24 protein-coding genes and 1 other RNA gene are annotated in these 26,809 nt (G+C 41.3%); 13 read left to right on the forward strand and 12 right to left on the reverse strand.

Annotation, left to right across the window (positions count from 1 at the left end):
* The first annotated feature begins 11 nt into the window (after positions 1-11).
* Entirely contained in the window at positions 12-896 is an 885-nt protein-coding gene (locus PQO05_RS13695; RefSeq protein ID WP_273633480.1) for a fructosamine kinase family protein, read from the forward strand.
* Between the two features lie 274 nt (positions 897-1,170).
* On the opposite strand, the gene PQO05_RS13700 is transcribed toward PQO05_RS13695, so the two are convergent.
* The 3 genes from PQO05_RS13700 to rnpB all read right to left on the reverse strand — a co-directional run bounded on the left by PQO05_RS13700 (position 1,171) and on the right by rnpB (position 4,666).
* Positions 1,171-2,481, reverse strand: coding sequence for a DNA polymerase Y family protein (locus PQO05_RS13700; protein ID WP_273633481.1), 1,311 nt, complete (start codon positions 2,479-2,481; stop codon positions 1,171-1,173).
* A gap of 265 nt (positions 2,482-2,746) precedes the next feature.
* Positions 2,747-4,135, reverse strand: coding sequence for a sigma-54-dependent transcriptional regulator (locus PQO05_RS13705; protein WP_273633482.1), 1,389 nt, complete (start codon positions 4,133-4,135; stop codon positions 2,747-2,749).
* A 141-nt stretch (positions 4,136-4,276) separates the two neighbouring features.
* Positions 4,277-4,666: RNase P RNA component class A (rnpB, locus tag PQO05_RS13710), an RNA gene on the reverse strand.
* A gap of 298 nt (positions 4,667-4,964) precedes the next feature.
* Between rnpB and PQO05_RS13715 the strand changes: the two genes are divergently transcribed.
* The gene (locus tag PQO05_RS13715) at positions 4,965-5,150 is read left to right on the forward strand and encodes a hypothetical protein (protein WP_273633483.1); all 186 of its coding nucleotides are present in this window, start codon (positions 4,965-4,967) and stop codon (positions 5,148-5,150) included.
* A 99-nt stretch (positions 5,151-5,249) separates the two neighbouring features.
* Here PQO05_RS13715 and PQO05_RS13720 read toward each other — a convergent pair whose 3' ends face one another.
* From PQO05_RS13720 to PQO05_RS13730, 3 genes are read right to left on the reverse strand one after another with little or no spacing between them, the layout of a single operon-like run.
* The gene (locus tag PQO05_RS13720; protein ID WP_273633484.1) at positions 5,250-5,672 is read right to left on the reverse strand and encodes a c-type cytochrome; all 423 of its coding nucleotides are present in this window, start codon (positions 5,670-5,672) and stop codon (positions 5,250-5,252) included.
* Entirely contained in the window at positions 5,669-6,304 is a 636-nt protein-coding gene (locus tag PQO05_RS13725; RefSeq protein ID WP_273633485.1) for an SCO family protein, read from the reverse strand. Before PQO05_RS13725 ends, PQO05_RS13720 begins: the two co-directional genes overlap by 4 nt.
* Entirely contained in the window at positions 6,301-6,726 is a 426-nt protein-coding gene (locus tag PQO05_RS13730; RefSeq protein ID WP_273633486.1) for a hypothetical protein, read from the reverse strand. Before PQO05_RS13730 ends, PQO05_RS13725 begins: the two co-directional genes overlap by 4 nt.
* A 209-nt stretch (positions 6,727-6,935) precedes the next feature.
* Here PQO05_RS13730 and PQO05_RS13735 point away from each other — a divergent pair, with 209 nt between their 5' ends.
* The 4 genes from PQO05_RS13735 (at position 6,936) to PQO05_RS13750 (ending at position 11,870) form a co-directional block, all read left to right on the forward strand.
* On the forward strand, positions 6,936-7,190 hold the full coding sequence (locus tag PQO05_RS13735; protein ID WP_273633487.1) for a hypothetical protein: 255 nt from the start codon (positions 6,936-6,938) through the stop codon (positions 7,188-7,190).
* Between the two features lie 297 nt (positions 7,191-7,487).
* On the forward strand, positions 7,488-8,798 hold the full coding sequence (locus tag PQO05_RS13740) for an aspartate kinase (RefSeq protein ID WP_273633488.1): 1,311 nt from the start codon (positions 7,488-7,490) through the stop codon (positions 8,796-8,798).
* Between the two features lie 28 nt (positions 8,799-8,826).
* A complete protein-coding gene (gene lysA, locus PQO05_RS13745) occupies positions 8,827-10,014 on the forward strand; it encodes a diaminopimelate decarboxylase (protein ID WP_273633489.1) in 1,188 nt (395 codons plus the stop codon).
* A gap of 512 nt (positions 10,015-10,526) precedes the next feature.
* Positions 10,527-11,870, forward strand: coding sequence for a GH1 family beta-glucosidase (locus PQO05_RS13750; RefSeq protein ID WP_273633490.1), 1,344 nt, complete (start codon positions 10,527-10,529; stop codon positions 11,868-11,870).
* 139 nt (positions 11,871-12,009) lie between these two features.
* Here the strand turns inward: PQO05_RS13750 and PQO05_RS13755 are convergent, their stop codons facing one another.
* Entirely contained in the window at positions 12,010-14,121 is a 2,112-nt protein-coding gene (locus tag PQO05_RS13755) for a tetratricopeptide repeat-containing sensor histidine kinase (RefSeq protein ID WP_273633491.1), read from the reverse strand.
* A gap of 109 nt (positions 14,122-14,230) precedes the next feature.
* Positions 14,231-15,412, reverse strand: a complete 1,182-nt coding sequence (locus PQO05_RS13760) for an acyl-CoA dehydrogenase family protein (protein ID WP_273633492.1) — start codon at positions 15,410-15,412, stop codon at positions 14,231-14,233.
* An 84-nt stretch (positions 15,413-15,496) separates the two neighbouring features.
* Here PQO05_RS13760 and folB point away from each other — a divergent pair, with 84 nt between their 5' ends.
* Positions 15,497-15,853: a dihydroneopterin aldolase gene (gene folB / locus PQO05_RS13765; protein WP_273633493.1), complete on the forward strand. Its 357-nt coding sequence runs from the start codon at positions 15,497-15,499 to the stop codon at positions 15,851-15,853.
* Complete coding sequence (locus PQO05_RS13770; protein WP_273633494.1) at positions 15,854-17,257, forward strand: FAD-binding oxidoreductase; 1,404 nt, start codon at positions 15,854-15,856, stop codon at positions 17,255-17,257.
* Positions 17,258-17,425: 168 nt separating this feature from the next.
* On the opposite strand, the gene PQO05_RS13775 is transcribed toward PQO05_RS13770, so the two are convergent.
* The gene (locus PQO05_RS13775; protein ID WP_273633495.1) at positions 17,426-17,872 is read right to left on the reverse strand and encodes an acyl-CoA thioesterase; all 447 of its coding nucleotides are present in this window, start codon (positions 17,870-17,872) and stop codon (positions 17,426-17,428) included.
* A 134-nt stretch (positions 17,873-18,006) separates the two neighbouring features.
* Here PQO05_RS13775 and PQO05_RS13780 point away from each other — a divergent pair, with 134 nt between their 5' ends.
* Positions 18,007-18,444 (forward strand): Hsp20/alpha crystallin family protein, encoded by a 438-nt coding sequence (locus PQO05_RS13780; protein ID WP_273633496.1) that lies wholly within the window; start codon positions 18,007-18,009, stop codon positions 18,442-18,444.
* A 66-nt stretch (positions 18,445-18,510) separates the two neighbouring features.
* On the opposite strand, the gene PQO05_RS13785 is transcribed toward PQO05_RS13780, so the two are convergent.
* The gene (locus tag PQO05_RS13785) at positions 18,511-18,882 is read right to left on the reverse strand and encodes a hypothetical protein (protein WP_273633497.1); all 372 of its coding nucleotides are present in this window, start codon (positions 18,880-18,882) and stop codon (positions 18,511-18,513) included.
* Between the two features lie 38 nt (positions 18,883-18,920).
* A complete protein-coding gene (locus PQO05_RS13790) occupies positions 18,921-19,412 on the reverse strand; it encodes a YajQ family cyclic di-GMP-binding protein (protein WP_273633498.1) in 492 nt (163 codons plus the stop codon).
* Positions 19,413-19,582: 170 nt separating this feature from the next.
* Between PQO05_RS13790 and ppk1 the strand changes: the two genes are divergently transcribed.
* From ppk1 to PQO05_RS13810, 4 genes are all read left to right on the forward strand, one after another.
* Positions 19,583-21,640 (forward strand): polyphosphate kinase 1, encoded by a 2,058-nt coding sequence (gene ppk1 / locus PQO05_RS13795; RefSeq protein WP_273633499.1) that lies wholly within the window; start codon positions 19,583-19,585, stop codon positions 21,638-21,640.
* On the forward strand, positions 21,637-22,512 hold the full coding sequence (locus tag PQO05_RS13800) for a Ppx/GppA phosphatase family protein (protein ID WP_273633500.1): 876 nt from the start codon (positions 21,637-21,639) through the stop codon (positions 22,510-22,512). The genes ppk1 and PQO05_RS13800 overlap by 4 nt, the downstream gene beginning before the upstream one ends.
* 211 nt (positions 22,513-22,723) lie before the next feature.
* Positions 22,724-23,287 carry a UbiX family flavin prenyltransferase gene (locus tag PQO05_RS13805; RefSeq protein ID WP_273633501.1) on the forward strand — a complete coding sequence of 188 codons (564 nt, stop codon included), beginning with the start codon at positions 22,724-22,726 and terminating at the stop codon, positions 23,285-23,287.
* Positions 23,288-23,333: 46 nt separating this feature from the next.
* Positions 23,334-24,275: a DUF5996 family protein gene (locus tag PQO05_RS13810; protein ID WP_273633502.1), complete on the forward strand. Its 942-nt coding sequence runs from the start codon at positions 23,334-23,336 to the stop codon at positions 24,273-24,275.
* Positions 24,276-24,342: 67 nt separating this feature from the next.
* Here PQO05_RS13810 and PQO05_RS13815 read toward each other — a convergent pair whose 3' ends face one another.
* A complete protein-coding gene (locus PQO05_RS13815) occupies positions 24,343-26,775 on the reverse strand; it encodes an alpha/beta hydrolase family protein (RefSeq protein ID WP_273633503.1) in 2,433 nt (810 codons plus the stop codon).
* Positions 26,776-26,809: the final 34 nt, after the last annotated feature.

Consider the following 26,809-nt stretch of genomic DNA (forward strand, 5'->3'; position numbering starts at 1 on the left):
ACCTTAGTTATATGGGCTTATCAGCTGATTTAAAGGACTTTTTGCAAGATAAACTTTCGTCGGTTTTAAATCAGCCGGTGCAAATCAATTGTACTAAACCCGTGAGCGGCGGCAGCATTAACCAGACTTATTGCCTGGATACTAATACCGGTAAATACATGCTGAAGTTTAACAGCAAAAGCGCTTACCCAATGATGTTTGCCTGTGAAAGTATTGGTTTAAAAACCATAGCAGCTACCCATACCATTGCTGTGCCCGAAGTAATTTTGCAGGATGCTTTGGAGTATGAAAGTTTCCTGGTGCTGGAATGGATTGAAACACGAAAACCAACCGAAAAAGCTTCTGAACTATTAGGGCGACAATTGGCTCAAATGCATAAAAGTAGCGCTGATTACTTTGGTTTCGAAAGTGATAATTATATGGGATCATTGCCTCAAAGTAACAAGAAGCACAATACGTGGAGTGGCTTTTATATTGAAGAACGCCTGCAACCGATGGTTAAATTAGCTTTTGATAAAAGGTTGCTTAATAAAACTGATGCTCAGAATTTTGATAAGCTTTATTCGAAATTAAGCCGCCTATTTAATGAAGAGCCTTCATCCTTGATACATGGCGATTTATGGGGCGGCAATTACCTCATCAGCACAGACGAAAAACCTTATCTCATTGATCCTGCTGTTAGTTACGGAAACCGAGAGTTCGATATAGCTATGACTACCTTGTTCGGTGGCTTTTCTGAATCATTTTATGCAGCTTACAATGAAAGTTTACCTCTGAATAAGGGCTGGAATGAGCGGATTGATCTGTGGAACTTATACCCGTTATTGCTGCATTTAAACTTGTTTGGTGCCGGGTATCTGGAGCAGGTTAGGGAAGGGGTTGAGGAGTATATTTGAGAATTAATATAGGCCATGACAATTCTTTCATAACTCACGTCATTGCGAGGTACGAAGCAATCTCAGACCGATTAGCATTGCCTGCAATAACGCACAATCTCGTAGCTATACAGATCGGCAAGGACAATTTCACCAGCACGTCATTGCGAGGAACGAAGCAATCTCCTGCCTACAGAGCCGCTCTGTACAGTTTGCGATTGCTTCGTTCCTTGCAATGACGTGCTCTTTTAAGCCTTACGGATTTCTTGATTCCTGATTCTTGCCTCTCTTAAAATCAATCATACCTCGGTATCGCTGCATAATCCAAATCAGTCAAATCCTTCACCGAGCCGAAACCAATTACATCTTTAATCACTTTATTGTCGGTTAATTCAACGGCGCGCATTATTTTATTATGGCCAAACTGGTCTTTAATGGCGTGCATGGTTTTGCGGGCAGTTTCCATTTTGTCCATATCCTCAAATAGCGAATACAGCATATTGCCGTTATTTACAAAGTTGGTTACTGATAGCCGCAAACTGGTGATCTGGTTATTGAAGATCGGCGCACATTGGGTAGTCTCCTCAAACTTAGCGATGCGGAGTTTAATCATGTTCATTAAACTAATGGCATCCTGTATCGGTGTGCTAATGGTAAAGCCATCTTCCCAACGGGTGCCATTTACATAGTGACAGCTAAAGCCTATGGCCTTACAGTAGAATTTATGGCGAACCATGCGTTTTTCGAGTGTACAGCATAGTGTTAAGAAAAGCTGTTCCATATACTCGGCATTTTCGCGTTTTTCTTTTGATACCTGGCGCATGGCCTGCATGCCTTTATATTCGTGCGCTACAATATTGGTTTCAATAAAGTTGAGCCGGTAATGCCAGTAAATGCCCTCAATGCTTTTAAATATAGCTTTCAGTTTATGCGGCTCGGCATAACGAAGTTCTAATGGGGTATTGATACCTGCACGTTCTAACCGATAGCACATTTGCCTGCCAATACCTGGCAGTTGTCCCAGTTTAAGCTGCCCTAATAAACTATCAATATTATTCTGATCTATCAATTGCAAACCAGCATCCACGCCTGTTTTCTTCTTGCCAATCACGGAACCCAGCTTTGCCAGAAAAGCATTAGGTGCAATGCCGATAGAGCAGCTTAAGAAGTCGCCTACCTTATCCAGAATATCCTGCTTTATTTTGCGGGCTAAAGCTACCGGGTCGGGATGCACTAGTTTATAATCGGTGAGATTGATGATGGCCTCATCGATACTTTTGGGCACAACATCCTGGCAGTACTCCTGCAACACAGAAATGATCTTTACATGGAATTCGCGGTAACGGGTAGGATTACTTTCAATCGGCACAAAATCGGGGCAAAGTTCCATTACCTCGTTTAGGCGGGTGCCTGCTTTGATGCCGAGTGCTTTGGCTTCTTTTGAAAGTGAAATTACGCAACCATATTTACCAGTATAAACACATACCCCAACCGGCCGGCCACGTAACCAGTAATTGGTTTGCTGCTCGCAGCGCGCAAAAAAGCTGTCCATGTCTACAAAGAGTACACGGGCTTCGGTTTTGGCATGTATGGAGTTTTGATTCACAATACAAAATTGCTAATTTTTTTAGTAAAAGCAATAGGGAATTGTGTTTATTTTACAACCTGGGCGTAGGGGCGTTGCAAACGCTATGAAGTTTTAAGCACGCGATGCAATCGCGCGCAAGGGAGATACAATCGCGCAAGAAAATAAAAGGCTGTCATGCTGAGCTCCGTCGAAGCATGGTGGGCAGGCCTCTGCGCGCGACACTTCGACGGAGCTCAGTGTGACAGCTCTTTTCTCTACCTAAAAACATTAACAAAAAAAGGGGTTATTCACCCCTTTTTAATCCGTATTTCTCTATTTTACTGTAGAGGTGGCTTCGTTGTATATCGATGTCATCAGCAGTTTTAGATACGTTCCAGTTGTTTTTCTCGAGTTTGAATTTGATGTATTCGCGCTCGGCAAAATCTTTGTACTCCTGGAAGTTTTTAAACTGTTCGAAATCTGTTTTTGGTTCGGCAGCAGCTGTAGTGCCTGTTGCACCAATGGCTACCGGAGCGGATGGATTGGCGAAAGCTTTTACATCGCTATCCGTAATTACTTTATCACTTAAAATAATTAAACGCTCAACCATGTTACGCAGTTCACGAATGTTACCACTCCATGGCAGGGCTTTTAAGGCCTCCATAGCAGGTTCAGAGAAGCGTTTTACCGGCATGCCATATTCGCTGCAAATCTCTTCCAGGAAGTTTTGGGTGATTAGCGGGATATCATCACGGCGTTCGGTCAACGGCGGTACGTGGATCAGGATCACACTCAGGCGGTGGTACAAGTCCATCCGGAAGTTACCGTCTTCAATTTCCTTTAGCAGGTCTTTGTTGGTTGCCGCAACTACGCGTACATCAACTTCTATTTCTTTTTCGCCGCCTACGCGGGTAATTTTACTTTCCTGTAAGGCACGCAATACTTTAGCCTGGGCCGACTGGCTCATATCGCCAATCTCATCCAGAAACAAAGTACCGCCACTGGCAGATTCAAATTTACCGATACGCTGTTTAACAGCAGAGGTAAACGAACCTTTCTCGTGACCGAACAATTCACTTTCAATTAACTCCGAAGGGATAGCAGCACAGTTCACTTCGATTAAAGGCGCATTGGTACGGTTAGATTTTTCGTGTAACCAGCGGGCTACCAGCTCTTTACCGCTACCATTGGCGCCGGTAATTAATACACGGGCATCAGTAGGGGCAACACGGTCGATAGTTTCTTTAATTTTTACAATGGCTTGTGAGTTACCCAGGATAGGGCGTACTTTCGAAACCTTACGTTTTAAAGTTTTGGCTTCGGTTACCAAACTTCCACGATCGAGGGCGTTTCGTACGGTAATCAGCAAGCGGTTTAAATCCGGTGGTTTCGATATAAAATCGAAAGCTCCTTTTTTGCTGGCTTCAACCGCGGTTTCAACCGTACCGTGGCCCGATATCATAATGAATGGCAAGTCGGGTTTAATCAATAAACCTTCGGTTAGTACTTCCATGCCATCCATGCGGTTCATTTTAATGTCGCACAGTACAAGGTCGTAATCGTTTTTCTGGATTAGTTCTAATCCGTCGATGCCATTATCAATGTCTTCTACCTGATAATCTTCGTATTCCAAAATCTCTCTGAGCGTATTGCGGATCGCGCGCTCGTCGTCTATTATTAAAACTTTAGCCATTTGTGGTGTATGCAGGTATTATATTGAGGTGCTAATATATATTATTGTATACTAAATTAAACACTTCGCTTTTTGTTTTAAAATTTGATTATTTGTTTTACTGAAATAAATAACCCTTCCCGAAAAACGGAAAGGGTATTAACCAGCAGCAAAGCTGTAAGCCGGGTTCTGTGTTGCCCTGATGGGCAATTTCTATCATTAATCTGTTCCTGAACATTGCTGCCAGGCTCTAACAACCTACCCATCCCAACCATGTTGCAAGCAACATATAAAAGCGAGCAGCTTTAAATTTGGGACCTATTTGGTTTTTCAACTCCTGAGGTTTACCGTCATCCCGGTCGCCCGGTAATGCCGTGAGCTCTTACCTCACGTTTTCACCCTTACCCCAACAAGTTGAGGCGGTATTTTTTCTGTGGCACTTGCTGTCACCGGCTGGTACGATGCCTTCCCGTTAGGAAGCAGGACGCTCTGTGTTGCCCGGACTTTCCTCCGCCCGCCCGAAGGCAAAGCAGCGATAGAACGTTTTGCAACAACAAAGATACGTTTTTTGAATTTGTTAAGCCTCAACTCTTAATTTGTTAAGTATACGAAATGTGGATTTGTTAATAAAATGCGCTTGTTTTCGCTAATAAATAGGCGTGTTTTTGTTATAAAAATTAACAAATAAGGTATCTCAATATAAATTTAGTAAATCGTATTGATAGTAAACAAAATCTTAGTAAACAGCGTTTTATAAATACCAATTAAACAAGTAACTAAATTATTAACCCGGAGCGAAATTACCGGAAATGAGAAGCCGGTTATTCTGCTCGATTTATTCAATCGGATTATGAGATCATTATTAATGACCGAGGCATACAACCATGCCGAAGAGCTGCGTACTTCCCTGGAAACAGACCTCGAAATTATGGAGTCATTCGAAAAATTAATGCAATTGGAGGAGCAAATAGATGAAAAGGTTGAAAAAAAGAAAAAGGGCGTTGTTAAACATTTGCATTACCGCCGAACAGCTTAAGCGAATTTGTTGATGAGGTGATTTGTTGATTTGTCAATGATCCTGAGTGAGCTTAATTGCCAAATCGACAAATTATCTAATTGCTAAATTAGAATTGTCTCATTGACAAATTGAAAGATCCTTATTCACTTCCTCAACCTTAACACCACCCAATTTGTTGCCGAATGAATTTTTAACATAGGTTAATACCTGCGCAATTTCAATAGGAGCAAGGTCTGAAGGAGGCATTTGGTTTTGATAGGGCTTATTATGCACGATAATAAGTTTGCCGGCGAGCCCGTATTTAAGAATACAGGCTAGTTGAGCTTTGTTTTGTTTGAGGTAAACCGAATCTGTAAGCGGGGGCATTAATGCAGATAAACCTTCGCCGGTATTACCGTGGCAGTTTTGGCAATGGTTTTGGTAAACCACAGCACCGGCTGTGAAAGCGCGTTTATATTCAATATCCTCATCGTTCATACAGGATGATATGATCGATACAAAAGCAGTTAGTAAAATAAGGGCGCTTAGCTGCCGCTTCATTGTACAATGGTTTGGTCGGGTTCGGCTTGCAGTATTTTAATATCGGCTATCATTTTAGTAACCTCGTTAGGGTCTGTACCCAAATACGAACCACGAACGCGTTTTTGCTTATCGATCAAGATAAAATAACCATCGTGTACGTTTCCTTCACGGGCTTCAACCATGTAGCTTTTGGCCAGTTTGTAGGTTTCTTCTTTTTGCCCTTGCAGAAACAGCCAGTTTTTACCGGTGATGCCTAAATTATCAGCATACTTTTTCATCACAGCAACACTATCATGTTTGGGGTCGATGGTGTGTGAGATGATTTTAAAGTCGCCAACATTTTTAAACTCTTTGTAAACAGCCAGCATATTGCGGTGCATAACGGGGCAAATGCTTGGGCAGGTGGTAAAAAAGAAATCGGCCACGTAGATATTACCATCCAGGGTTTTATTGCTTACGCTATCACCATACTGGTCAATAAAATTAAACTTGGGTATGGTTTGATAAATGGTATCGGTTACTGTTTTGCCATCAACTGTTTTGGTATCAGCTTCGCGATTACCCAGAATAGGTAATGTTTTGTTACTCGCAGAATTGCTGCAAGCGCTTATAGTTAATACACAAATTAGTGCGTAAAATAAGTTCCTCATGGTTTTTTGTATTTAGACAATACCTGGGTAGATTGGGTTATCGATGTATTTAACAACGAATCGATATGCATGATTTGTTTTTTCTGCTCCGCCAGATATTTCATCACATCATCATGCGATTTACCCTTATATTCGGGATCAAACTTATGCATCCAGTTCTCCATCGCTTCATCGGCAGCACTAAGCTTGGCGCTTTGGGTTTTAAACTCCTCTTTTTGGTTAACAGCATCTACGGGTGCAAACTTGTCGACCTTCAGCAAACTGTCAATTACAATTTTGTTGGTCATGGCTTTATCTTCGGCTTGCATCACTTTATCGTGTGTTGCCAAAATATCGTCCATCAGTTTTTTCTCATCGGCTTTATCATTGTTACAGGCCACAACGGTGAGGCATGCAAAGGCGGCTAACCAAACTTTTTTCATGAGTATTAAGTATTATGCTGCCAAAGGTACTATTTAAGCGCAATTAGCAACCAAAAGTAAAATCAGTTTAAAATCATTATTTATTACGAAGATACATCACGTAATCATTGTCAGGCAATTTGAGACCTGCATAATTTAGCAATGATTTATTGAAAACATTAAACTAATTTACGTGCTTTGCGCAATTATCAAGAACCACTTGCCCTAAAATGAGTTATTACGATATGAATCCTTTCGAAGTAGAAATCCCGATGATAGATCGCCCGTTGGTGATCACTGTTAAACACCGTGCCGAAGCCAATGCCAGCGTATATGATCTATACTATGCCGATGGCTTATGCGGTTATATGTATTGTAATGAACATAATGTATGGATTTATAAACCGCATTTAAATGCCGCTTTATTGCTTGATGAAAACCATATCCAGCATTTAGGTAAGGCTATTGGAGAGCACTCTAAATAGAGTCAAGAATCGAGAACCAAGAGTCAAGACAAACTCACACTACGTCATTGCGAGGTACGAAGCAATCGCGAACTTTACTGAGCGGTTCCGCAGGTCGGGGATTGCTTCGTACCTCGCAATGACGAACTTAATTGGATTTTATTAGCTATTCCCTGTTTAAAATCATATTTTTAGCGCCGCTAAAGCGGGTGCTGCGTAAAATTAAGCTGGTCAATTATTTGAGTACTTCTTCGGGCATCCAAAACCCGCTTATTGGCAGCAGAATATCAATATTTGTCTTTTTAAACAGAATAAACAATGAAAGTTTTAAAATTTGGCGGAACATCTGTAGGTAGCCCCGAGCGGATGAAAAAGCTGCTGAATATTGTAAACGCTGATGAGCGCCAGATTGTGGTGTTATCTGCCGTTTCGGGTACAACCAATAGTCTGGTCGAAATAGGGCAGGCTTATCTTAAAAGCGATAAGGCCAAGGCCGCAACCCTGATTGCAGCACTAAAGGATAAGTACGAATTGTTTATTAAAGAACTGTTTAACGACGAAAAGTATTTAAGCAGGGGTAAAGAGGTGATCGATTATCATTTCGGTTTGCTAAGCATGCTGAGCAACGATCTGTTTACGCCTATTGAAGATAAGATCATCCTGGCACAGGGCGAACTACTATCAACCACTTTATATCATGTGTATCTGCAGGAAATTGGTGTACCATCGGTACTGTTGCCTGCGCTTGATTTTATGAAGGTTGATGAAGACCATGAGCCGATGGTTGATTACATTAACGACCATATTACGCCATTACTGAATAAGAATCGCGACAATAAACTCTTTATTACCCAGGGCTATATCTGCAAAAACTCTTTCGGCGAGATTGATAACCTGCGCCGTGGTGGTAGCGATTATACAGCATCATTAATTGGTGCAGCTATCCGTAGTGAAGAAGTGCAGATCTGGACTGATATTGATGGTATGCACAACAACGATCCGCGGATTGTGAAAGGCACGCAGCCAATCAGCCAGTTATCATTTGATGAAGCTGCCGAGCTGGCTTACTTCGGTGCCAAAATTCTGCATCCGCAAAGCGTGTTCCCGGCACAGAAATATAAGATCCCGGTAAGGTTATTAAATACCATGGACCCACAAGCTCCCGGTACATTAATTACCAATGAAAGTGATAAAGACGGTATTAAATCAATAGCTGCTAAGGATGATATTACAGCTATCAAGATCCAATCGAGCCGCATGTTGTTGGCTTACGGCTTTTTACGCCGTGTGTTCGAGGTATTTGAGCGTTATAAGACTTCGATAGATATGATCACCACATCGGAAGTGGGTGTATCTTTAACCATTGATGATACCACGCATTTGGGCGAGATCACCAAAGAGTTAAACTCATTCGGATCAGTAGAACTGGATGTTAACCATACTATTATTTGTGTGGTTGGCGATTTTGGTGCCGATAAGCATGGTTATGCAGCACGCGTACTGGAATCGGTAAAGCACATCCCTATCAGGATGATTTCGTACGGAGGCAGCGATCATAACCTATCTTTGCTGGTAAAAACAGCAGACAAGGTAGAAGCTCTTAGAAGTTTACACAGCAGATTATTTTAATTAGAAAGATTTTTTAAAGCATTAATTAATGTTTACCCAGGATATTACAAGCCGTTTTGGCCAATTAGAAACACCGTTTTATTACTACGATCTTGATGTATTACGCAATACCTTACAGGCTTGCCAAAGCGCAGCCCAAAAGTATGGCTACCATGTACATTATGCCATGAAGGCAAACTTTAACCCCAAGGTACTGCAAACCATTCAATCATACGGTTTTGGTGCCGATTGTGTGAGCGGTAACGAAGTTAAAGCTGCTATTGAATACGGTTTTGGTAAAGATAAGGTGGTTTTTGCCGGTGTAGGTAAATCGGACCGTGAGATCAATGCTGCCCTTGATGCAGATATTTTCTGCTTCAATGTAGAATCTCAACAAGAGCTTTTGGTTATTAATGACCTGGCAGGAGCGAAGGGAAAAACTGCTAATGTAGCTATCCGTATTAACCCTAATGTTGATGCACATACGCACCATTACATTACTACCGGATTGGAAGAAAATAAATTCGGCGTTAACGTATGGCAACTGCCAGATGTGGCTGATACTTTACGTAATTGCAAAAATCTGAATTTACTGGGTATCCACTTCCATATCGGTTCACAAATTACAGACCTGGAGACTTTTAAAACCCTTTGTACCCGCGTTAACGAGTTAAGCGAATGGTTTGAGCAAAAAGGCTTCAACATAAAAGTGCTTAACGTTGGTGGTGGCTTAGGCGTTAATTATTACTCGCCTGATCAGGATAATATTGCCAATTTCGAAGCTTACTTTAAAGTATTTGCCGATTTTCTGAATGTAAAACCAAACCAGGAAGTACATTTTGAGCTTGGCCGTGCATTGGTGGCACAATCAGCCTCATTAATAGCACGTGTGCTATATGTAAAGAATGGTTTAAAGAAGAACTTCTTAATCCTGGATGCTGGTATGACGGAGTTAATCCGCCCGATGTTGTACCAGGCATACCACCAAATAGAAAATATTAGTCGGTTGTCAGTTGTCGGTTCTCAGTTGTCAGAAGAAAAAGAAGGCCAACAGCCAACCCAATATGACGTTGTAGGGCCGATCTGTGAAAGCACAGATTGTTTCCGTAAGGATGTGGAACTACCCGAATCATTCCGTGGCGATTTAATTGCTGTGCGTACAGCGGGCGCTTATGGTGAGGTAATGGCATCGCACTATAACCTGCGCGATCAGGTGGAGAGTGTTTATAGCGAATAACCCCCTCCTCGAAGGGGAGGGAGCAATGAAATGCGTAGAGACACAATACTTTGTGTCTCTTTTTTTTATGCCGATAAAAAGCGTTGTCATGCTGAGCCCCGTCGAAGTATAAGCGTCGGCTCTCTGCACCATACTTCGACGGGGCTCAGTATGACACCCATTTCTCTGCATTCTTATCCTTAACAGAAACTTCATCTTAACCGCGCATTAACTTAACTGGCAACCAGTAACTTAGTATTAACAAAATACAACGTTATGAACTTGCTTGGTAGGATATACAGACTGTTCAACAGTTTACGTGAAAGGGTAATGCTGCAACGCATTAAGTCGGTTTACATGCATTAATGGTGCTATTTTATTATTCTGTTTCCGGGCCTTTAAAAAGGCTTCCTGTCATTTCTCGCTTAAAAATTTATTTAAGCGATAGCTTATATTTTCTTAAAACTTTAGTGTGGCTCCATTGGTTTGTTGTTTCTTTGTTGTACTCTAAAAACAAGGAGGCATATTAAGAAATGGGCGAATTGAACAGAAAGCTTTTCGGTGACGATTTTGAGTGGGGGGTATCTGCCGCTGCATTGCAGACCGAAGGTGCATGCGACGCAGAAGGTAAAGGCCAGAGCATCTGGGATGTGTTTTCTTCAAAAAAGGGCGCCATTTCAAACGGCGACCATCATCATACTGCCTGCGATTTTTACAATCGTTACCAGGAAGATATCGATATTGTTAAAAGCCTTAATATTCCCAATTTCAGATTTTCTATTTCGTGGACACGGGTTTTGCCTGAAGGTACAGGCAAGGTTAATCAAGCAGGTATTGATTACTATCACCGGGTTATTGATTACTGCCTGCAACAAGGCGTTGAGCCCTGGGTTACGCTTTACCACTGGGATCTGCCTCAGATTTTAGAAGCCAAAGGCGGCTGGACTAACCGCGAGGTTGTTAAGTGGTTCTCTGAGTTTGTAACTATTTGTGCAGAGGCCTTCGGCAGTAAAGTAAAACACTGGATGGTAATGAATGAGCCATCGGTATTTACCGGTGCAGGCTATTTTCTGGGGATCCATGCGCCGGGTAAGAGTGGCTTAAAGAACTTTGTACCTGCGGTGCATCACACGGTACTAAGTATTGTTGCCGGGGCTAAAATATTACGCGATAAGTTACCTGCCGACAGACAAATAGGCACTACATTCTCCTGTTCATTTATTGAACCTTACTCGCAATCAAAGAGAGATATTGCTGCTGCAAAGCGAGCCGACGCTTTAATTAACCGGTTATTTATTGAGCCTATTTTAGGTTTGGGTTATCCCACCAGCGAGGTTACCGCTTTAAAGCGGCTCGAAAAAGTAATGTTACCCGGTGATGCTGAGAATATGAGTTTCGACTTTGATTTTATCGGCGTACAAAATTACACCCGTGAGTTGGTTGAATATTCTTTTTTTACACCTTATGTAGGCGCTAATTTGGTAAAAGCAACCAAACGAAACGTGCCAACTACAGAGATGGGCTGGGAAGTATACCCTGCTTCTATTTATGAAATGATTAAAAAGTTCGGTTCCTATCCGAAGGTAAAAAAAATCATTATTACAGAAAATGGGGTGGCATTTAAAGATAACCTTGTTGATGGCAAAGTTGATGATTCGCAACGGATTGCCTATTTACACGATTACCTGGAGCAGGTGCTGAAAGCTAAAAACGAAAGTTATAATGTAAAAGGCTATTTTGTATGGACACTTACCGATAACTTTGAGTGGGCCGAAGGCTACCATCCACGTTTCGGACTTGTACATATCGATTTTGATACGTTGAAACGAACGGTTAAGAATTCGGGGTATTGGTATAGGGATTTGCTGGGAAGTTAATTTGTCGATTAGCTAATTTGTCGATTTGTCAATGCTAAGCATTATTGAAAGGATCTTGTCATTCTGAGCGAAGTGAAGAATCTTCTTCAAGAAGTAGGTTAAATAACTATACAGGGCAAAGAAGATCCTTCGCTATCGCTCAGGATGACAAAGAAGTAGAAGCTGGCGTTTCTTCCGTTCTATTCAATTCCATATAAAAAGTAGTGCCGCTATCGCCGCTATCAAACCAAATTTTGCCATCGTGTTTCTCTACAATTTGCTTACAGATTGATAAGCCCAAACCGAATGATTTCTCGCCCATTGTACCCGGGCGTTTGGCTTCGGTAAACATATTGAATACTTTAGCTTTATTTGCTTCGGGGATACCAATACCGTTATCGCTAACTTCAATGCAAATGGTTTTATCATTTCGCACCACATTAACCTTTATGGTTGCGCCAACCGGGCTAAATTTAATGGCGTTAATAATTAAATTACTGATTACCCGCCAGATCTTCTCCCGGCTAATTAACAATATTTCAGGTGAATCAAGCGCGGTAAGTTCAATAGTCTGATTTTTCTCAGCTGCTTTAAAACGAAGCAATTCAATGCTGTTGTTAAGGAGCGTATTAATATCAACCAACTGCATCTTCGAGTCTGCAATTGTGCTGTCGGTAGCTTCAAATATTTCGTTTATCAGCTCTAACGAATTATCTGCTGTTTCTTTAATGATGTTGATGTAATCCCTCAATTCTTCAGTTAAATCATCATCGCTTATCATCATATTGGTTAATGATGAAATACCGCCTAAAGGGTTACGCAGATCGTGCGCTACTGTGTGTAAAATACGGTCTTTTTCCTGGTTGCTTTCGTGGAGCCTTTCCAGTGCTTTTTCCAGGTTTATCTTTTGCTGGTTTACCTTCTCATTGAGCGTATTTACAGTATTGAGTTCGTTTTTAGATCGCCTCCAGTTACCAAATATCAATAATATGATGATGAGCGCCATGGCCACAAACAGGATAGCAACTGATAAATAGATACGCTGTAATTTGTTGTTATTAGTGAGATTAATAATCTCCCTTTCTTTCTCGTAATTATTTAGCTGGTCGTTAACATTAGTTTCTTTTAACAGCCGGGTACTTTCTATCAGCGAATCTTTAAGCGTATTGTAGCGTTTGTTGTAACTCAATGCCAGTACTGGCTGGCTTTTCCTGGCATAATAATCACTCATCAGGCTGTTCCAGTCAGATTCGGCTTGTTTATTGTCAATTACTTTTAACTGTGTATGGATACTGTCTAAAAGCGGGAGCATTAAAGCATCTTGCTTTTCATCGGCATATATTTTGGCCAGTTTAATTTCCGACAGTAGTGCATCATAGTTATCATTGTTCTTCTGAATGGTAACTGCTATACTTTTCTTTAGAAGTTCGGTAGCTTTTGGGTATTGGCGTTGCTTAATATAAATATCGGCCTGGTTGCCATACACTACCGCTTTGGCAATTTCCATCAGATTGGGCTTAATTTTAGTGTAGTTCCCGCCTTTAAGGTTTACATAATCAATTGATTTTTGAAAGTAGGCTAAGGCACTGTCTGGCTTGTTCAAATGCCTGTAAGCCAATCCAATATTGTCGAGTATCTCCTGGTTGCGATAAAATATCACGAAGTCGGTATCGAGCGGAAGCGATTGCTTATAGCTGTCCTTAAAGTAATTAATAGCCAGGTTATAATGTGATTGCTGATAGGTGATCATCCCCATACGATAGCTATAAGCTGTAAGCACTAATTTATCGAGATGATTTTTGCCAATCTGGTAACCAGTAAAATAGCAAGGATAAGCGTTGGCATAATCGTGCATATTAAAATAAGCGTCGGCCTTGGCAAAGTTAGCTTCAGAAAAAAGTGATGGATTTTTTTGCTGGCCGCCGTCTTTATTAATTACATCCAGCATGCTGTCGGCATACAAAAGGCCTTCTTTATTGTTATGCTTTATACGCATAGCCAACACATAATGAAAGCCTAAGCGCCTGAATTTATCATTAATGGTAACGTTATTGAGATGCCTGAATGCTGAATCCAGGAATTTTACTGCGCCTTCAGGGTCTTTATAGCTCTGACGGTTAGCGGTATCCAATAATTTAGAAAAACCAGCCGAATAATCGCGCTCATAGCCTTGCTGCTTGCATGAAATAAAAAAAAGAATAGAAATAAAGCCCAGTAACAGCGCAGGGCTATACTTAGAAAAAAATATATTGTATGTTTTATTATAACCCAAGGGCTTTAAATCAATTAATTACAAATGCTGATTGCGGTGTTTCAAGATAATAATAATTAGAAAAAAGTAAGGCTATATTACGTGTTTCATTATAAAATGATTTGTTTCATTATTTAAATGCATCAAGCCCTGTTACATCCATGCCTGTTATCAGTAAATGAATATCGTGTGTGCCCTCGTAGGTGATTACAGATTCGAGGTTCATCATGTGGCGCATGATCGAGTACTCACCGGTAATACCCATGCCGCCAAGCATTTGGCGGGCTTCACGGGCTATGTGTAAGGCCATATCTACATTATTGCGCTTAGCCATTGATATTTGTGCGGCTGTTGCGCGGTTCTCACTTTTTAATGTGCCTAACCGCCAAACCAGCAATTGTGCTTTGGTAATTTCGGTGATCATCTCGGCCAGTTTTTTTTGCTGCAGCTGGAAGCCTGCTATCGGTCTACCAAACTGTACGCGTTCTTTAGCATAACGTAAGGCGGTGTCATAACAGTCCATAGCCGCACCTATCGCTCCCCATGAAATGCCATAGCGGGCCTGGTTTAGGCATCCAAGTGGACCTTTTAACCCGGCTACATTGGGTAGTATGTTTTCTTTTGGGATTTTTACATTATCGAACACCAGTTCACCAGTAGCCGATGCCCTGAGCGACCATTTATTATGCGTTTCGGGCGTAGTAAAACCTTCCATGCCGCGCTCAACTATCATTCCGCGAATTTTACCACTTTCATCCTTAGCCCAAACCACTGCAATATCAGCAAACGGGGCGTTCGAGATCCACATTTTGGCACCGTTTAAAATATAATGATCGCCTGTATCTTTAATATTGGTTACCATCCCGCCCGGGTTCGATCCATGATCCGGCTCGGTTAAGCCGAAACAGCCCATCAATTCACCGCTGGCCAGTTTAGGCAGATATTTATGTTTTTGTTCTTCTGATCCATAAGCATAAATAGGATACATTACCAATGATCCTTGTACTGATGCAGTAGAGCGGATGCCTGAATCGCCGCGCTCCAGCTCCTGCATAATAATACCGTAGGCGGTATAATCCAAGCCAGCACCACCGTATTCTTCGGGAATGGTAGGCCCAAAGGCGCCGATTTCGGCCAATCCTTTTAGTAGTTGTTTAGGGAAGGTGGCATTTTGCGCATGCTCCTCAATAATTGGGCTGAGGTTTTTCTTCACCCAATCGCGTACCGATTGGCGGATCAGTTTATGTTCGTCGCTTAAAAGCTCGTCAACCAGGTAATAATCCGGCGATTCAAATAAGTCGGTTCTTGGCATAGTTTTAGGATAACTTCAAAAGCAAATCTAATCAAAGCTTATATTCATTGGTTATATTAATATGCTTTAATTTACTTTTGAAACATGATGGAAGTAGCATTACACGGAGCCGAGTTTTTTGCCCGCCACGGATATTACCCGGAGGAGCAATTAATGGGCAATAAGTTTGTTGTTGATGTTGAGGTAGGATTTAACCCGGCCAATAATCTGAATGATGATGAACTGGCCAATACGTTAAACTATGAGCAGTTGTACATCATAGTTTGCGAGGAAATGAAAATTACCCGCCAGTTATTGGAAACGGTGGTACAATCGATCATCGACAGAATTAAAACTGATTTTAGCTTTGCCGAAACTATTAAAGTGCGGTTAAAAAAACTGAATCCTCCCTTAAAAGGTAAAGTAGAAGCATCATCGGTTACCATTACTTATACCAAATAAATGGGTATGGATTATCAGTCTATCAACCCCGATCTGTTACGCCAATTTAAAAGCATTGTGGGCGAAGCTTATGTATTGACAGAGGCCGACGATCTGGAAAAATACAGCCACGACGAAACAGAAGATCTTGTTTATTACCCACAGGTAGTTGCCAAACCACAAACTACCGAGCAGGTAGCTGCTTTGTTGAAACTCTGTAATGAAAATCACATCCCGGTTACACCACGTGGTGCAGGGACAGGTTTAAGTGGCGGCGCGTTGCCTGTAAATCAAGGTTTGGTTATAGCTATGGAGCGCTTCAATAAAATTATCAATATTGATGAAGATAACCTACAGGCAACCGTTGAGCCCGGCGTAATTACTGAAGTTTTTATGGATGCCGTTGCCGAAAAAGGCTTGCTTTACCCGGTTGATCCGGCCAGTAAGGGGAGTTGTTTTATTGGAGGTAATGTATCGCATGGTTCGGGCGGGCCACGTGTTGTTAAGTATGGTACTATCCGTGAGTATGTATTAAACCTACAGGTAGTATTAGCTAATGGCGATGTGATATGGACTGGTGCCAATACACTCAAATATGCATCGGGCTATAATTTAACCCAGTTGATGATAGGATCGGAAGGTACACTGGGTATTGTTACGGCCATAGTGGTGAAGCTAATTCCTCAGCCTAAATATACTGCGCTGATGTTGGCTTCGTTCGAAACCAATGAGCTGGCCTGTGGCGCTGTATCTGCTATTTTTAAGGCCGGTGTGATTCCATCTACATTAGAATTTATGGAACGGAAGGGAATAGAGTGGGTGATTAAGTTTGATGGCTTAGCATTCGATCTGAAAGATAATATCCAGGCATTTTTACTCATCGAAGTAGATGGTAATAACCAGGATGTGATTTTGGAGAACTGTGAGCAAATCAATACCGTGCTCGAAACCTTCGAATGTAAAGATGTTCTGTTTGCGGATACAACTGATCAAAAAGAAGCACTCTGGAAAATCAGGCGCACCATGCCGGTATCAGTAAAATCAAATTCGGTTTACAAAGAAGAAGATACTGTAGTGCCGCGCGCAGCATTACCCCAATTAATAAAAGGTATTAAAGAAATTGGCGGCCGTTATGGTTTCGAATCCGTTTGCTATGGCCATGCAGGTGATGGCAACCTGCACGTAAATATTATTAAAGGCGATATGAGCGATGCGGATTGGAACACCAAGCTTAAAGATGGTATCCGTGAAATATTTGAACTAACGGTAAGCCTCGGTGGTACGCTCTCCGGCGAACATGGCATCGGCCTGGTACAAAAAGATTATATGCAGATTAAATATACCGATGTGCATTTTGCCTTGTGGAGAGGGATTAAAAACACTTTTGATCCGAATGGGATATTGAACCCGGGGAAGATATTTTGATTTCGGATTTCGAATGTTTGATTTCGGATTTAGAAAAAGCACGTCATTGCGAGGAACGAAGCAATCCCCGATCTGAAGAGCCGTTCTGTACAGTTCGCGATTGCTTCGTTCCTCGCAATGACGGTGCTTTTTTGTCTTGTCTCTTGATTCTCGTTTCTTGGCTCTCTCTTAATGCGTATTCGTAATCAATCCCGGCTTATCATATTCAATCATGCTCTCACGCTCTTTGACTGGAATAGGGATAGATTTATTGCTTTCGTAATCATAGCTGATACATACCGATTTGCCTACGGTACAAATTTCCTCTCCGTTTTCTGTTTCGCGGGTTAGTAGGTAAACCATATCAAAACTGCTGTTGCCGATACGTGAAGTACGTACATAGCAATAAATGGTATCGTTAATGTTAATCGGTTTCAGGTAATTGATCTCCGAACGGCCCAGTATCACACCTGCTTTAGAGTAATCCCAGTTGGTAACTTCTTTCCAGTAGCTTAATCTGGCAATTTCAAAATAAGTTAAATATATCGTGTTACTCACGTTTCCATAAGCATCTATATCAGAGAAGCGGATGGGGATAGGCGTTTTGAAGTTATAATCGGTTATTCTTTCAGGCATAATGCGTCAAATTGTCTTGTTGGTTTATTTTATACCGACAAAAAGTCATTTATGAACGGTTTTTATCTATTGGTACAAGAGTTGATCCTAACAGGTAACGAAGATAATAAAAGAAAATTCTGGAGGAACATAAAATGACATTAGTAAAATTCAACAACGGACACAGAAACGCAGTTAATCCATTTTTTAGCGACGTTTTTCAATCATTATTAAATGATTCGCCAATAAGTGATCGTTTAATTAACAAAACACCTGCAGTTAACATTGCCGAAACAGAAAATCAGTTCGAAATTGAATTGGCTGCCCCTGGTTTAAGCAAAGAAGACTTTAAAATTAACTTAGACAAGAATGTTTTAAGCGTTTCGGCTGAGAAAAAAGTTGAAAACGTTGAAGAAGGTAAAAAATACAGTAAAAAAGAATATGCTTACAATTCATTTGTAAGGTCATTCACTTTACCAGAAAGTGCCGATCAATCAAAAATTGAAGCTGAATATGTTGATGGTATCTTGAAATTGAATGTGGCTAAAAAAGAAGAAGCTAAAATTCAGGCAAGAGAAATCGCTGTAAAATAATTAAAGTTTGTTTTCATAACAGTGTTGGTTTAGTTTAAAACAGCTCCCCGTAATGGGGAGCTGTTTTTATTTTGTTGCAGCGGTCCTCAAATTAGCTTTTTTTATTTTTTTGTAATAACAGCCATCTTCTTCGGCATACATAATCCGCACATCATTATCCTGTAATTTTACATCCGCAACCCAGGTATTTATATCACCATTTGTGCTGAATTTAAAGTTGTTAAAATACAGCGAGCTGCCTTTTAATTCCCAGCTCCCGGTATGAATAAGGTTTTGATCGCGGTAAACGTACGTGTGGTTTTGGTTCACTATTAGTGTGTCCCGCGCCCGTAAAAAGGCAGCATTATAGGTGCCAACAACATCTTTTTCTTTAACTGCTTTGCATGAGGATATTAGCTGTATTGATAATACGGCTAATAAAAACAATAGCTTTTTCATTTTGGGGAGAGTTTATCATTAGTTTAAATTGTTAAGGGTTAATTCCGCATGTTAATATATTGTAAAGGTTGTCCAAAGTCTTCCGTTCGGCAAAGGCTTATTACAGCCTGTAAGTCATCTATCTTTTTAGCCGTTACACGTATCTGGTCATCCATTATAGCCGCCTGCACTTTTAATCCGCTATCTTTAATCTTCTTTACTACTTTTTTAGCGGCCTCTTTATCCAGGCCTTCTTTAATTTTAATGTTTTTACGGATCATGTTACCCGATGCTGCTTGCTCGTTGCCAAAGTCGAGCGCTTTAGGGTCTAATCCCTGTTTCATCATCCGGCTGATGATCGAATCTTCTATCGCCTTAAGGCGCATATCATTCTCAGTTACGATAGTTAGTTCATTGGTTTTCTTATCCAGATCTACAGTGCTTTTAGAGTCATTAAAATCATAACGGTTCAAAATCTCCTTTTTTGCTACGTTAATGGCGTTATCCAGGGTCTGTCCGTCTATCTTGCTCACAATATCAAATGATGGCATAATTGGTGTAAATTTTAGTTAAATGTAACAATAGTAATACAATAATTGCAAGGTAAAATTAGCTGTTTTTGAAGGGTAATTAAAACCTACTTAGTTATATTAAGTTAATATTAAATTAACAAATAAATGAGCAGTTTTGCATACAGCGCCTAATTGCCGAAGCAGTAGATATGCCCCATGATAAACGAATACCTTTAGTAAACAGAGAAATTAGTTGGTTATACTTTAACGACCGGGTTTTGCAGGAAGCTGCCGACCCAACAGTGCCGCTGATAGACCGTATACGCTTTCTGGCCATTTTCTCATCAAACCTCGACGAGTTTTACCGGGTTAGGGTTGCTACGCTTAGCCGTTTAGCAAATTTAAACGAGAAAGCTAAAAACCTGTTGGGTTACAACCCTAAAAAGGTTTTAACGCAGATAAAAAGCATCGTTATTAAACAGGAGCGTAAGTTTAATAACCTGTATGAAAATATCATTGTTAAACAGCTGGCTGCCGAAAAGATCTTTATCCTCAACGAAAAGCAACTGAACGTAACCCGTGGTGCATCGGTAAACGAATATTTCCGCAGTAAAATATTGCCTACGTTGGTGCCTGTTATGCTGGACGAAGATTCGCCTATCCCTGAACTGCGCGACCGTGCTATCTACTTTTTTGTTAAGCTAACCACCAAAAAGAAAACCCGCCTGGCTCTGATAGAATTTCCGGATAACTTATCGCGGTTTTTGGTACTGCCGCAAACCAACGACTTGAACTTTATTATCCTGTTGGATGATATTATACGATATAGCCTTGAGGATATCTTCTTCATTTTTGATTACGACAGCATCGAAGCCTATTCGATACAGTTAACCCGCGATGCGGAACTGGACCTGGATAAGGAAGTAAGTGAGAAATTTATTGATGCCTTAAGCAAAAGCTTACAAAAGCGACGTAAAGGTAAACCGATGCGTTTGTTATATGATGCCGAAATGCCTGCGGATATGGTGAATAACCTTACCCTGAAGCTTAACCTGCATAGCGAAAACTTAATACCGGGTAACCGTTACCATAATTTTAAGGACTTTATTAATTTCCCTAATACCAGTAAACCCGAACTGGAGTATAAACGTTATAAGCCGCTGCCGGTAAAAGATCTGTCATTTGCCAAAAGTTTGATTAACCAGATTATGGTGAAGGATTACCTGGTGAGCACACCTTACCAGTCGTTCGATTATACCATCCACTTTTTGCGTGAAGCGGCTATTGATCCAAAAGTTAAAGAGATCAGCATTAGCTTATATCGCCTGGCCGAAAATTCGAGTGTGATCCACGCCTTAATTAACGCAGCGAAAAACGGTAAAAAGGTAAATTGTTTAATTGAACTGCGTGCCCGTTTTGATGAGCAAAACAATATTTACTGGAGCAACCGTCTCGAAGAAGAGGGTGTTAACGTTATATACGGTATCCCGAATTATAAAGTGCACGCCAAAACTTGCCTGGTAACCCGTATAGAGAAAGGAAAGCCTGTTTACTATGCATGCCTTTCTACCGGAAATTTCAACGAGAAAACTGCCAATATTTATGCAGATCATACGCTGTTTACCTGCGATAAGCGGATTACCGAGGATCTGATCCTGGTTTTTAAAGATCTGCAAAAAGGCCAGTTGCCAAAGGGGTTAAAAAACCTGATCGTATCGCCTGTTGATTCGCGCCCGGCTATTTATAAGATGATAGACCAGGAGATGAGAGCTGCAAAGGCCGGCAAACCAGCCTATATGATTTTGAAGATGAATAGCTTGTCTGATGAGCAATTAATAGAAAAGTTGTACGAAGCAAGCGGCGCAGGCGTGAAAATAAACCTGATAGTGAGGGGTATGTGCTGCCTGATACCTCATGTAAAAGGATACAGCGAAAATATTAAGGTAATAAGCATTGTAGATAAATACCTGGAACATGCCCGTGTATTGATTTTTGCCAACGGAGGGAAAGAGAAGATCTACCTTACATCGGCCGATTTAATGACCCGGAATATTGATAACAGGGTAGAGGTTGGCTTCCCGATCTATGATGAAGCCCTGAAAAAAGAAGTGCGGGATATGATCAATATCCAGTTGCAAGATAATACCAAAGCTCGCGACCTTAACGGTATCGGCACAAATAAGTACCACAAAACAAAGTCGGATGTATTGCATCGGGCTCAGATAGAGATATATAATTACCTGAAAGCTAAAAACTTACAAAATTGAGATACGCCGCCATAGACATCGGATCAAACGCAGTACGATTGCTTATTGCTGATATTACCAAGCACAGCACTACTGCTTCTTTCAAAAAAAACACGCTGATACGGGTTCCGTTGCGCCTGGGCGATGATGCATTTTTAAATCAGTTGATATCGCCAAAAAAGGCTGATGAGTTGGTTAAAACCATGGTTGCGTTTAAAAACCTGATTGATGTTTATAAAGTGGATGATTATATGGCCTGTGCTACATCGGCCATGCGTGAAGCTACCAATGGGCAGGAAATTGTAAAACGTATTAAAGAAGAAGCAGGCATTGAGCTGGAAATTGTACGCGGCGAGCGTGAGGCAAATATTATTTATGCCAGCCATATTGAGCAGGATATAGATAATACTAAAAACTACCTTTACATAGATGTAGGTGGAGGCAGTACAGAGCTTTCGCTGTTCTCATCAGGTAGTTTATTTGCTTCACAATCATTTAATATTGGTACTATCCGTATGCTGGATAACCAGGATAAAGATGAAACCTGGAACGAGATGAAACAGTTTATTTTAGACCATACACGTAAACTTAAAAATGTTTCGGGCATTGGTACGGGCGGTAATATTAACAAATTGTACAAGTTGTCAGACGAGAAAGATGGTTCGCCATTAAGTATAAGTAAATTGAAAGCCTTGTATAATAACCTGAACTCGTACTCCTTAAAAGACAGGATCAACATTTTAGGCTTGAACCCGGACAGGGCCGATGTGATTATCCCGGCATGTGAAATATACCTTACCGTGATGAAATGGGCAGATATTAAAAATATTTATGTGCCAAGTGTGGGTATGGTTGATGGTATTATCCAAACATTAATTGAGAAAAACGCTTAAACAACGTAAAAAACGCATAACTACCTGAGGTTAAAATAATTTAAAAAAATTGTTTATAAATTAAAAAATAGTTTCTACATTTGTAATGCCCTCTCAAGGGCATGTTTTTCATAGGTAGATGTAGGGTCGAGTACGAGTTATTCGACCCTTTTTTTATTTATATTTCCGTAACATTGTCCCGTTAATTTTTGTTTATCTGCTATAATCAAGCATGAAAAAAATTGTTGTTGCTGTAACGGGGGCCAGTGGTTCTATATATGCCAAAGTATTATTTGATCAATTAATAAAGCTGCAAAATCAGATTGATAAGGTGGCTGTGGTAATGTCTGATAACGCCAAAGAAGTTTGGAAATACGAACTGCAGAACGACGATTACAAAAATTACCCTTTCGACTTTTACCAAAAGAACAATTTTTTTGCACCTTTTGCCTCAGGTTCTGCCAGGTTTGATACTATGGTTGTGGTACCCTGCTCTATGGGTACACTCGGCCGTATTGCTGCCGGTACTTCAGATGATTTGATTTGCCGTGCCGCTGATGTGATCCTGAAAGAGCGCCGCCGACTGATTCTCGTAGCACGTGATACACCTTTAAACCTCATTCATATCCGTAATATGCAAACCGTTACCGAAGCTGGTGGCATTATTTGCCCCGCCGTGCCATCATTCTATAGTTTGCCCAAAACTATTGAAGATGTGGCCTTAACGGTTGTGAACAGGGTAGTAGATCTGATGGGGCTTGATCACCAGAGCTATCGTTGGAGCGAAGAACAATAACTAAACCTCGCTTATTTCGTTAATAAAAAACACTACCATGATTATTATGAACGAACAAAAAACACATACCTGGCCCGAACTGAATTATCAGGAGCTAAAAGACACCATTGCCACTGTACACATGTGGACGCAGATGGTCGGGAAAGTGAGGTTAACTCAAACCCCATGGATTAATCACTCCTGGCATGTAACCTTATATGTTAGCGCCTTGGGTTTAACAACCGGGAGTATACCTTACAAGGAAGGAAGTTTCCAGATCGATCTCGATTTTATTGATCATCAGCTGCATATCTTTACCAGTACCGGTAAAAAAACTTCGTTCCCATTAGGGGCTAAAACTATAGCTGCATTTTATACTGAGCTGATGGATAACCTGAAAAATGTAGGTATTGATACAGAGATTTATGCTGTGCCAAATGAGGTTGATCCTGCTATTCCGTTTTTAGAAAATCAAACGCCGTGTACTTATCATGGCGATGTGATGCATAACTATTGGCAGGCGCTGGTGAAAATTAATAATGTGTTTGTTAAGTTCAGAGCAGGGTTTGATGGCAAATGCAGCCCTGTGCATTTCTTTTGGGGAGCTTTTGATCTGGCGGTTACCCGTTTCTCGGGCCGTAAGGCGCCGCTTCACCCCGGTGGTGCACCCAATATACCGGCTGCAGTAATGCAGGAGGCCTACTCTCAGGAAGTAAGCTCATGCGGATTTTGGCCAGGTAGTGAGCAATTTCCTCACCCTGCATTTTATGCCTATTGCTATCCAACACCTGATGATTTCGGATCACAGCCAGTAGGCCCCGAAGGTGCTTTTTACAGTAAAGAAATGGGCGAATTTTTCTTACCGTATCATATAGTTCAGCAAGCGGCCGACCCGGAATCCAGCCTGTTGCAATTTTTGCAATCCACTTACGATGCAGTTGCCATTACCGGCAATTGGGATAAAAGCCTGCAATGCGATTTATCCGGATTAAAAAATAGTATAGAATAAAAGCTGATAGATATTAAATAAGAAAGCCTCCCAAATTTGGGAGGCTTTCTTATTTATCTGCATAATATTACTTGCTCGCGCTCTCAACAGGCTTGGCATTTTTTACATAAGTATTTAACCATGTATTAATTTCCCAAAGCTTGTGTAACAGGTTCTCTTTACCACGATAACCGTGTGCTTCATAAGGCAGGTAAACAAATCTTACAGTGCCACCTAAGCCCTTAATAGCAGCAAATAAACGTTCGCTATTGATAGGGAAGGTGCCTGGGTTATCATCGGCCTCACCGTGGATTAACAGGATCGGCGTTTTGATCTTATCCGCAAAACTAAACGGACTCATATCATAATATAATTTCGGATCGTCCCAATAGGTACGGTCCTCATTCTGGAAACCGAATGGAGTAAGGGTACGGTTGTAGGCACCGCTCTCGGCAATGCCGGCTTTAAATAAGTTGGTATGTGCCAATAGGTTGGCTGTCATGAACGAACCATAGCTGTGGCCGCCTACTGCAATACGGTTACGGTCGCCCACACCCATTTCTGCCAGTTTGTTTATGGCTGCTTCGGCATTGAGTTGCAATTGTTCAACAAAGGTATCGTTCGGCTTTTTGCCGTCTTTAGCTACAATCGGCATTTCGGCATTATCCAGAATAGCATAACCCTGGGTTACAAAAAATACCGGACTGCCGCCGCCAATAATGGTAAACTTATCCTGCGAGCCACGTACCTGCGCTGCATCCGAGGCTGAGTTAAACTCACGCGGGTAAGCCCAGATCAATACAGGTAATGGCCCGTCTTTATCTTTGTTATAACCTTTTGGCAAGTATAGGTCGCCGGTTAAATCAACGCCATCAGCACGTTTGTAGTGGATTTTCTCTTTGGTAACACCTACCAGTTGCGGGTATGGATTGGTGAAGGTAGTGATTGGTCTGTCTGCCATTCTCAGTACCAAATTTTTGACGTAGTAATTAGGCACATCTTTTTGGGACTCGCGACGGGTAACCAGTACCAGTTTATCCGGGTCAATTACATCAACTACATACTCAAAATAACCTTCGCTGCAACGCCACAGTATTTCATTTTTGCCTGATGCAATATCGAAACGTGCCAGGAAAGGCAAATCACCTTTGGGAGATGAACCTACTGTATTGTTCATTAATAGTTTGGTGCCGTTGTCGGTGGTTAATATCACCTCTCGGCCAAACTTGTTTTTGGTAGTAACCGGGTTACCTGGATCGCTATAGGCATCACTGGTATTGCGTTCGTAAAGCTTCTCAAGTTTTTGGGTAGTGGTGTTGTAGCGATCAACCTTTTCCAGTTGTTTAGAGCGAAGGCCTTCAATTACCAAAGCAATTTCGGCATTTCCCCATTGGGTACCACGGTAACGGTATTGGGTTTTAAATAACTCAGACGGCTGGCCACTAAATGGTGCGCTTAAAGCATAAACGGCATCATGAAAATCAACTTTCTTTTTAATACGGCCGCTATCCAAGGGGTGTGCCCAGGTAATGGTTGCAGGCTCATCGTCGCGCCAATCAAAGGCACGATCAATGTTCTGTGTATTGTCGTAACCAGAAGGTGTTGCCTCGCTTGATGGTAACTTGGCCAATAATTTAACAGTTTTACCACTCAGATCTGTGATTTTTACGGTAGAAGGGAAGCCTTGTGCAGTAACCAGGTAAGAGAAAGGCTTTTTGATGGTACGTAACAGGATATATTTTTTATCGGGTGATAAGGTAACCCCGCTGTTAATGGCCGGTTTACCTACCGGGGTTTCGATCCCGTTCTTGTTTTGCACCAATTGCGATGTGCCGAAAAACTCGAATAACTGCTCATCATAAGGGGTTTTAATTAGATCCTCATAGGTAGCGCTGGGGGCAACTTTACCCAGGTTTTGTTGAACGGTTGGTCCTTTAGGCACAGCGGGTTTGGCGGGTGCTGCACTGGCTGGTTTGGTGGCTGTGCGATAAAGTAAGGTAGTATTATCAACCCAAACTGCTGCACCCTGGCCTATAACGGTGTTTAACGGCTGTTTATTTATTTTAACAGCTTTTTGTGTCAATACACTGATCTCGTAAAGATCAACCGCTTTAGCACCTGTATGGGTAAAAGCAATTTTCTTTTCATCGGGGCTCCAGCTAATATTGCCCGCAAATAACGGCGAAGGCAAACCTGTAACCGGGTAGCTTTTACCAGTTTTGATATTTTTTAGTGTGAAATTGTTGATGTAATTACCACGGCTAAGCGAATAATTTGCAGGGTTAATACGCAGACCGGCAATCCGTAATTCGGGCTGCGCAAGCTCCGCTACAGAAGGGTAGGAGTTGCGGTCGCTCAGTAGCATCCACTCACCTTTGCTGTCGATACTTACAGCTGGTGTTGGTTTAGCCAGCAGCAAGTCGGCAATGTCTTTGGGTGGTAGTTGGTAGCTAACTGCATCTTGTGCTTTCGCATAAATAGCAGGCAGCAATAGTAAAAAATACAGGGTAAGTTTTTTCATGTTGCAAAGTTTTAGTAACACATGAAGTTAGGAA

This window comes from Mucilaginibacter jinjuensis (assembly GCF_028596025.1).
Classification (GTDB): domain Bacteria; phylum Bacteroidota; class Bacteroidia; order Sphingobacteriales; family Sphingobacteriaceae; genus Mucilaginibacter; species Mucilaginibacter jinjuensis.

Excerpts from the sequence above, each read along its gene's own strand:
- PQO05_RS13695 (WP_273633480.1), top strand. The coding sequence starts at position 12 with ATGGGCTTATCAGCTGATTTAAAGGACTTTTTGCAAGATAAACTTTCG.
- PQO05_RS13705 (WP_273633482.1), bottom strand. The coding sequence starts at position 4,135 with ATGGCTAAAGTTTTAATAATAGACGACGAGCGCGCGATCCGCAATACG.
- PQO05_RS13715 (WP_273633483.1), top strand. The coding sequence starts at position 4,965 with ATGAGATCATTATTAATGACCGAGGCATACAACCATGCCGAAGAGCTG.
- PQO05_RS13720 (WP_273633484.1), bottom strand. The coding sequence starts at position 5,672 with ATGAAGCGGCAGCTAAGCGCCCTTATTTTACTAACTGCTTTTGTATCG.
- PQO05_RS13725 (WP_273633485.1), bottom strand. The coding sequence starts at position 6,304 with ATGAGGAACTTATTTTACGCACTAATTTGTGTATTAACTATAAGCGCT.
- PQO05_RS13730 (WP_273633486.1), bottom strand. The coding sequence starts at position 6,726 with ATGAAAAAAGTTTGGTTAGCCGCCTTTGCATGCCTCACCGTTGTGGCC.
- PQO05_RS13735 (WP_273633487.1), top strand. The coding sequence starts at position 6,936 with ATGAGTTATTACGATATGAATCCTTTCGAAGTAGAAATCCCGATGATA.
- PQO05_RS13740 (WP_273633488.1), top strand. The coding sequence starts at position 7,488 with ATGAAAGTTTTAAAATTTGGCGGAACATCTGTAGGTAGCCCCGAGCGG.
- lysA (WP_273633489.1), top strand. The coding sequence starts at position 8,827 with ATGTTTACCCAGGATATTACAAGCCGTTTTGGCCAATTAGAAACACCG.
- PQO05_RS13750 (WP_273633490.1), top strand. The coding sequence starts at position 10,527 with ATGGGCGAATTGAACAGAAAGCTTTTCGGTGACGATTTTGAGTGGGGG.
- PQO05_RS13760 (WP_273633492.1), bottom strand. The coding sequence starts at position 15,412 with ATGCCAAGAACCGACTTATTTGAATCGCCGGATTATTACCTGGTTGAC.
- folB (WP_273633493.1), top strand. The coding sequence starts at position 15,497 with ATGATGGAAGTAGCATTACACGGAGCCGAGTTTTTTGCCCGCCACGGA.
- PQO05_RS13770 (WP_273633494.1), top strand. The coding sequence starts at position 15,854 with ATGGGTATGGATTATCAGTCTATCAACCCCGATCTGTTACGCCAATTT.
- PQO05_RS13775 (WP_273633495.1), bottom strand. The coding sequence starts at position 17,872 with ATGCCTGAAAGAATAACCGATTATAACTTCAAAACGCCTATCCCCATC.
- PQO05_RS13780 (WP_273633496.1), top strand. The coding sequence starts at position 18,007 with ATGACATTAGTAAAATTCAACAACGGACACAGAAACGCAGTTAATCCA.
- PQO05_RS13785 (WP_273633497.1), bottom strand. The coding sequence starts at position 18,882 with ATGAAAAAGCTATTGTTTTTATTAGCCGTATTATCAATACAGCTAATA.
- PQO05_RS13790 (WP_273633498.1), bottom strand. The coding sequence starts at position 19,412 with ATGCCATCATTTGATATTGTGAGCAAGATAGACGGACAGACCCTGGAT.
- ppk1 (WP_273633499.1), top strand. The coding sequence starts at position 19,583 with ATGCCCCATGATAAACGAATACCTTTAGTAAACAGAGAAATTAGTTGG.
- PQO05_RS13805 (WP_273633501.1), top strand. The coding sequence starts at position 22,724 with ATGAAAAAAATTGTTGTTGCTGTAACGGGGGCCAGTGGTTCTATATAT.
- PQO05_RS13810 (WP_273633502.1), top strand. The coding sequence starts at position 23,334 with ATGAACGAACAAAAAACACATACCTGGCCCGAACTGAATTATCAGGAG.
- PQO05_RS13815 (WP_273633503.1), bottom strand. The coding sequence starts at position 26,775 with ATGAAAAAACTTACCCTGTATTTTTTACTATTGCTGCCTGCTATTTAT.